Origin of the sequence: Proteiniphilum sp. UBA5463 (assembly GCF_002427225.1) — a bacterium.
GTDB classification, from domain to species: domain Bacteria; phylum Bacteroidota; class Bacteroidia; order Bacteroidales; family Dysgonomonadaceae; genus Proteiniphilum; species Proteiniphilum propionicum.
Genome location: NZ_DIQL01000048.1, coordinates 1 through 7,101, shown reverse-complemented (window position 1 = coordinate 7,101; position 7,101 = coordinate 1). Strand labels below are relative to the sequence as shown.

The following is a 7,101-nucleotide window of genomic DNA, read 5'->3' as shown; positions in this document are numbered from 1 at the left end:
TGGGCTTTTTAAGGCTCGACTAATTATTGTTTTAACATTAGGTATCATGGCGGTATCTGCGTGTACAGAATCAAAAAAAAAGACAGCAGAGCGTGTTATCTCGGAAAATACTGCGCTTTCGCAAGATCTCTTTATTCCCGAGAATGAAGGTTATTCCCTCTTCTGGGAAGATCATTTTGAAGGAACGGAACTGGATACATTAAAATGGAGAATCAGGGGAACCGGCCCTCGCCGTATCGGTTACAACGACCCCTCCATGGTTGCCGTAAATGATGGATGTTTACACCTGATGTATGACATCAGAAAGGACAGCATCATGGGTAGTGCTGTAGGGAGCTATCAAACTTTTAATACTACTTATGGTTATTTCGAATGTAGAGCACGCCTTCAAAAATGCGATGGCCCTTGGGCTGCATTTTGGATGCAGTCTCCGCTGATATCGGAAGGTGAAGACCCAGCAGTTTTTGGTGCAGAAATAGATATTTTTGAATATTTCAAGGGATTAGGTAACGATCATATGACCCACTGTGTTCACTGGGCTTATGGGCCAAACCAGAAATCGGTGGGGCGTCTTGACAGCGATCTGAAAGGGCTTTCAGAAGGTTTTCATACCTTTGCACTTGAATGGACACCGGAGAAATATGCATTTTTTATTGATGGACTGAAGTTTCATGAGGTAAGCGAAGGAATATCGAAAATTGATCAGTATATGATTCTCAGTATGGAGATACCAGCCACACTTGAAGGGATAAAGAATGCTTGCGCTCCTGATACATTTATGGTAGATTATGTAAAAGTGTATAAAAAGAAATAGCCGCTGCTGTTGAGTCTGAAGATTTATCCATAATCATGATAAATGCAAAAGTTGAATTCTTAACAATTTCCGCACTTTTGAAACTTGAATGTTAATATTGAACCCGCTTGGGAAAAAGTCTTTTTTCACAAAGAAATTTCAAGCACCAGTCAGTTAGACATTTACAAACTCTGATTTGAAACATTTTAAAGGGGTTCAATATTTTTTGTTTTTTAAATTGGAGTACCCGTCATTCCACAAAACGGGCTTGTAGTCCTGATTTTGACAAATGTGCCACCCTATTTGCCATTTCAACTCGATTAGAGGCTTAATGATCTCTTTCTGTGATGTTGTGTAGAGTGTCTGTGTGTTGAGTTCACCGTTCGGCAGTCGAATTTTAAGGATCGATATCGTCTTCGCGATGTCCAGAACCTTATCCACGCTCATCCTTATACCGATAGTTCGGATAGTTCGTTCAAGTTCCTTCTAAAACCTTGTAAACAACAAAGCAAATGCAGATATGGACCTCTATTCGTTTCTCCGTAAAATGGAACATCGGAGGCATCTATAGCGTGCTTTTAGCAATCTGAAACACTGTTGTCCGATAAAACTTTTTTAAAAGAAGTGCGAGGGCAAATTAGATTTTGATCAACGCATTAATAATTGTAGCTTTGTATCCACCACAAAAACAAGGCTACAATGAACAAGAGCACACATTTTTTGGATAATCGGTTCTTGGACAACTCATTATCTATGATTAATACAAGGATATTATTGTACGGAACAGCAAACGATACAAGGCAGACCATTATGTGAAACGCTTCACGGCGAAGGATCACCTTATCAGCATGCTCTTCTGCGGTGTGTACCACGACTTGCTCCGGGGAGTACGGGCACGTGATCTCGGACATCCGGTTTAAGAAAGTAATAAACAAACAAATCGAGTTCTTTGACAGTACGGTCATCAGTTTGTTCCAAGATATCTTGAAGTGCGTGGGCTGCCCCCCCTCGGACGGTAAACGCAAAGGAGGATCAAGGTGCATACCGTTATCAATGTCGATGAAGCTTGTACCAAAGATGATATGGTTCTCATCGGCTGCCACGAGCGACCATTTACTCTTAAAGAGGATCACTCACGATGCCAACACCATCTACGTCTTTGACAAGGATCCAACGATTATAAAGCGTTCAAACTGTTTTGTGAAAAAGGAGCCGGATTTGTGACACGCCTCAAGGACAATGCCATTTACAAGGTGGAAGAAGAACTTTACATTGATGAATGTATTCACAGTGGCGTGCCGGAAGACACCATCATCGGGATAACGGTGAAGGAAGTGGTGTTTTATGACAGGGTGTTGAAGCGCAAGTTCGAGTTCCTGACCAACCTGTTCGGTATGCGCCCCAACATGATGGCCGCCATATACAAAATAAGGTGGCAAATCGAGGTACTCTACAAACAGTTGAAAGGGAATTTCCCGCTCAAGTATTTCCCGAGAGACAATGAGAACGCGATAAAAATACAGATATATTGTGTTTTGAGCGTGAACCTGTTACTTACGGTTATACAGAAGCGTTTGAAACGTCCCTGGGCATTTTCGAACCTGGTGTCATTTTGCAGGATACACTTGTTTAACTATCTGCATTTGATAATAAACCTGTTAGAGGTCACGAATAATCAAAACTAGTTTTTATCGGACGGCAATGATTTACAATATTATCTCAATAATTTTGTTATAAATTCAATCGGTCCGTGCTCACCGCCGTTTCGTAATACAATTACTATTCAAGCAAAATGTTGAATAAAAATCCGCTAATTCGAAAAGGGTTCCTTCAATGTTGTAATTTTACACCTCTTTCCGTTGTCAAGAATAAGGTGCGACAATGAATGACTGCGTTTTTTGAGGATAAAATTTCGATATTTATTTTAAAACGAAACAGTTAAGTTGCATCTTTGTAATTAGATATTCAATATCAATCTGTAGACTTATGTTATTGAAGATAATTTCCATATAACTAGCTGATTTATATACTTTTTGATATAGGAGATATACCTGAGAGAAAGTTTGTCAATAAAACGCATACTCTTTCGGTTTATCGAAAAGAGTGGTGATATTATAAGTTTTACTATGAATAGGAGATTTTTTATTAGAAAATCTGTTTTGGGAGGAGCAAGCTTACTGGCTGTTTCGGGAATAAATAGTTCATACGTTTTTGCTAAATCGAAGGATAGTCTAAAACTACCTGCAATCCTTGGCGGTCCGAAATCGTATACCGGTTTATGGCCCGATTGGCCCAGATGGAAATCCCCCAATTACGATGAAAGTATTTTGAACATTTTGAGAAGTGGGGTTTGGTCGCGCTCTAAAGTTACATCTGAGTTTGAAGATCAATGGGCCAACATGATAGGGACCAAGCGCTGTCTCTCAGTAGTAAATGGCACCAATGCTTTAATTACGTCTCTAGCTCAATGGAATATTGGGCCGGGAGATGAGGTGATTGTAACTCCCTATACATTTGTTGCGACTGTCCAAGCCATTTTACTTAATGGAGCATTACCTGTTTTTGCAGATATTGACGCGGATACGTTTCAAATTGATCCGACCAACATAGAGAAAAAGATTACAGAAAAGACCAAAGCAATTTTACTGGTACATATTCTGGGAATTCCGGCGGATATGGAGCGAATAATGAGAATAGCCCGGAAGCATAACTTAATTGTTATTGAGGATGCTTGTCAGGCCCATTTGGCGGAAGTAGGAGGGAAAAAGGTAGGTTCCATCGGACATGCAGGCTGTTTTAGCTTTCAAACATCAAAAAATATGCCTATCGGAGAAGGTGGGGCCATTGTCAGTAACGACGATGAATTTATGGATCGCTGTTATTCTTATCATAATTTGGGATTCCCTTATGGTACACAAGTCGGAAATATTAGTGGAGGCGCGGTTATGGTCGGCACTAAAATCAGGTTTACGGAATATCAGGCTGCCATCGGATTGAACCAGATGAAAACATTACGGGCAGAAACGGATAAAAGATGGGATAATGGCATGTATTTAGCGAAAAAAATTGATGCCATACCCGGCATTTCTTCCGTTAAGTTATATATGGAAACGACTAAAGCTGTCTTTCATTTGTTCCCTATGATTTATGATAAGCAAAAGTTTAAAGGAATGCCAAGATCCTTATTCCTTAAAGCTTTGCAAGCGGAAGGCGTTCCCTGCTCTGCGGGATATACACCTCTTCATACCCAATCTTTTATAAAGAATGCGTTTGAATCGAGATTATACCAAAAGCTTTATTCAAAAAGTGAAATTGATTACAATGACTTTCTTGAAAATAACCAGTGTCCGGTCAATGATAAGATTTGTGACGAAAAATCTATATGGTTGACTCAGAATATGCTGTTGGGAGACAAATCTTCTTTAGATAGCATTGCGAACGCGATTGAGAAGATCTCTATGAATGCCGAGAAAATTATTAAAAGAGAAGGAATGTAGGTCATGTTGCAGAAAAGAATAATTCGCCATTGTCTTATACTTGTACTGTTTATTCTGCCTTCGTTCGGATTTTCTGGAAATGTGGAGGAATCTGCAGACATATGGGAAATAGGGGTTGGCAAAGTAAAGATTACTCCTGAATTTCCGATGTGGATGGCCGGTTATGCCAGTCGGACAACACCGTCAGAAGGTGTTCTTCACGATTTATGGGCAAAAGCGATTGTATTCCAGGACCAGAAAGGATTCAAAACTCTTTTGATAACAATGGATATCCTTTCGATTCCGCAGGATTTTTCCAATGAATTGAAGGGAATATTGAAGCAGCGATATGACTTTGAAAAATCGCAAATTATTATAAGTAGTTCCCATACTCACTCAGGACCGGTGGTTGCCCGCGCTTTAAAATATATTTATCCGATGGATCGTTCCGAATGGCAAAAAGTGGATATCTATACAGCACAATTGAAAAAGAATTTGTTGCTATTGGTTGAGCAGGCATTGAGTGGTTTGAAACCAGCCAGAATATATACCGGGAATGGAATTTCCAGATTTCAAGTAAACCGAAGAAATAACAGTGAAAATCAATTGTTGTCGGTCACAACGTTAAAAGGCCCTAATGATTACGCTGTGCCTGTGATTAAGATTGAGGATTTGGATAAAAAGCTACTCGCCGTGATCTTTGGCTACGCTTGTCATCCTACTACTCTGTCTATTAATGAATTTTCAGGAGATTATCCCGGATTTGCCCAGATAGAACTGGAAAAAATGTATCCGGGGGCAATGGCGCTTTTTTTTCAAGGTGCAGGAGCAGACCAGAACCCCTTGCCGAGAAGATCTGTTCCTTTAGCCATCCAGTATGGAAAACAATTAGCGGTATCAGTTGAGTGTGTCCTTTCCGGGGATATGAAAATTCAAAAGAGTAATATACAGGTTGCATACGATGAGGTTAATTTGTTATTCGATACACCTCTTCCGATGCAAAAAATTCAGGAAATATCTCTTAGGGACGATTACGAAGGTCGCTGGGCAAGGGGAATGATTGCCGAATACGAATCCAATAAATCATTCCGACATAATTATCCTTTCCCGATTCAACATTGGCGGATAGGAGAACAGCAGTTGTTTGTCCTTGGAGGGGAGTCGGTAATTTCCTATGCCCTTCAGTTGAAGAAGTTGTATGGCGATGAAATTTTTGTAATGTCTTATGCAAATGATGTAATGGGATATATCCCAACAGTCACAATTCTCGAAGAAGGGGGATATGAGGGTGATGGCGCTCAGCGGGTATATGGGCTGCCGGCAAGATGGGATAAAAGTATTGAGTCTAGGATATTAGCGGGATTTTCAGAAATATTAAAAATGTAACCAATATAAATTAAAAATGAACTTTAAAATGAAAAAAACAATCTTGATTCCTTTTTTATCAACTTTGTTACTCATTGCTTGTAACAACAATTCGAAAACCGTTTCTGTCGAGAAAACAAATGATTTTATTGTCGGTGATACCTTAATTGCCAGAACTTACTTTTCCGGGTTCCCGGATGCGCATGACACCTATAATGCGATATCGGCAGCAAGTGATGGAAAAATATATTATGTATTGTCCTCCACTAGGCATGATATCGGAGGACAATTTTACCGTTATGACCCCAAAGAGGATAAGACGGAATTTATTGCAGATTTATCAGAAGCATTGGGAGAGAAACAACAAAAATATATCGCGCAAGGCAAAAGCCATGTTGAATTTTATGAAAAAGACGGGAAACTGTATTTCGCTACCCACCTCGGTTATTATCAAATGACAGATGGTGCCGAACATGTTCCCACAGTTGCTCCGGAGGAATATAGGTTATATCCCGGTGGCCATTTTCTTTATTATGATATGAAGAGCGGAGAAATAAAGAGTCTCGCCCTAGCACCGGAAGGGGAGGGTATCATTACAATGGTGATGGATAAAGATCGAGACCATTTGTACGGACTGACTTGGCCAAGAGGGCTGTTTTTGGATTATAATATCCAGAAAGGAGAACTGAAAAACCTCGGTTCGATATCTAAAGCAGGAGAAACGCAGCTAGGTACCGAAAATTTCAGGGTAATTTGTCGTTCCATGTTCATAGATCCTCGTGACGGGAATGTTTACTATTCTACTGCCGACGGAGACATATTCTATTATAACCCTTCTGATCCCGCTTTGAGAAAATTGGACGGAGTTGATCTGCGACTCGATTATTTTGGTCAATATGATCCCAAAGATGCGGGAAGTATGGGGTATAACTGGCGTAAGATATACTGGTATAGTCCTGAAAATAAGGCATATGGCGTGCACGGAAATTCAGGGTATCTTTTTACATTTGATCCGCGTGAGAAAAAAGTTGAAATTGTTGACCGCATTACATCTTTACCGTCGAAGGAAAGCGGAATGTTCGATCAATTCAGTTATGGTTACCTTGGCTTCTGCATCGATAAGAGCGGTATGATTTATTACCTTACGGGTGCGCCGATATACAAAGACGGAAAGAGAGTAGCCGGACTCGACAAAATTAATATGGGTGCCGCGAAAGGGATGGAATATTTGCATCTTGTTACTTACAACATCCCTGAAAGGAAATATCAGGATTTAGGTCCAATTTTCTATGAGAACGGTTCTATTCCAACCTATGTAAATTCGATTGCATTGGGGAATAATAATGACGTATATACATTGGCCAGATTTATAAACGAAGGAAAGGAAATTGAAGATTTGGTCAAAATTCAGTTGGTGGGTATTAAATAATAAGAATGTACTTAAAAAAAATTAGTTCCTATGTTTAA

6 protein-coding genes are annotated in these 7,101 nt (G+C 39.8%); all 6 read left to right on the top strand.

Going from position 1 to position 7,101, the window contains the following annotated elements:
* Nucleotides 1-814 (top strand): glycoside hydrolase family 16 protein (locus B3B27_RS07830; protein ID WP_286847239.1); only part of this gene is annotated, 814 nt, incomplete at its 5' end.
* Nucleotides 815-1,563: 749 nt separating this feature from the next.
* Nucleotides 1,564-1,713 carry a DUF4372 domain-containing protein gene (locus tag B3B27_RS11850; RefSeq protein WP_414703243.1) on the top strand — a complete coding sequence of 50 codons (150 nt, stop codon included), beginning with the start codon at nucleotides 1,564-1,566 and terminating at the stop codon, nucleotides 1,711-1,713.
* A 273-nt stretch (nucleotides 1,714-1,986) separates the two neighbouring features.
* Nucleotides 1,987-2,478, top strand: coding sequence for a transposase (locus B3B27_RS07825; protein ID WP_286845074.1), 492 nt, complete (start codon nucleotides 1,987-1,989; stop codon nucleotides 2,476-2,478).
* A gap of 441 nt (nucleotides 2,479-2,919) precedes the next feature.
* Nucleotides 2,920-4,290, top strand: a complete 1,371-nt coding sequence (locus tag B3B27_RS07820) for a DegT/DnrJ/EryC1/StrS family aminotransferase (protein ID WP_286847238.1) — start codon at nucleotides 2,920-2,922, stop codon at nucleotides 4,288-4,290.
* Between the two features lie 3 nt (nucleotides 4,291-4,293).
* Nucleotides 4,294-5,655, top strand: coding sequence for a neutral/alkaline non-lysosomal ceramidase N-terminal domain-containing protein (locus tag B3B27_RS07815; protein ID WP_286845072.1), 1,362 nt, complete (start codon nucleotides 4,294-4,296; stop codon nucleotides 5,653-5,655).
* 28 nt (nucleotides 5,656-5,683) lie between these two features.
* Nucleotides 5,684-7,063: a hypothetical protein gene (locus B3B27_RS07810; protein ID WP_286845073.1), complete on the top strand. Its 1,380-nt coding sequence runs from the start codon at nucleotides 5,684-5,686 to the stop codon at nucleotides 7,061-7,063.
* Nucleotides 7,064-7,101 lie beyond the last annotated feature (38 nt).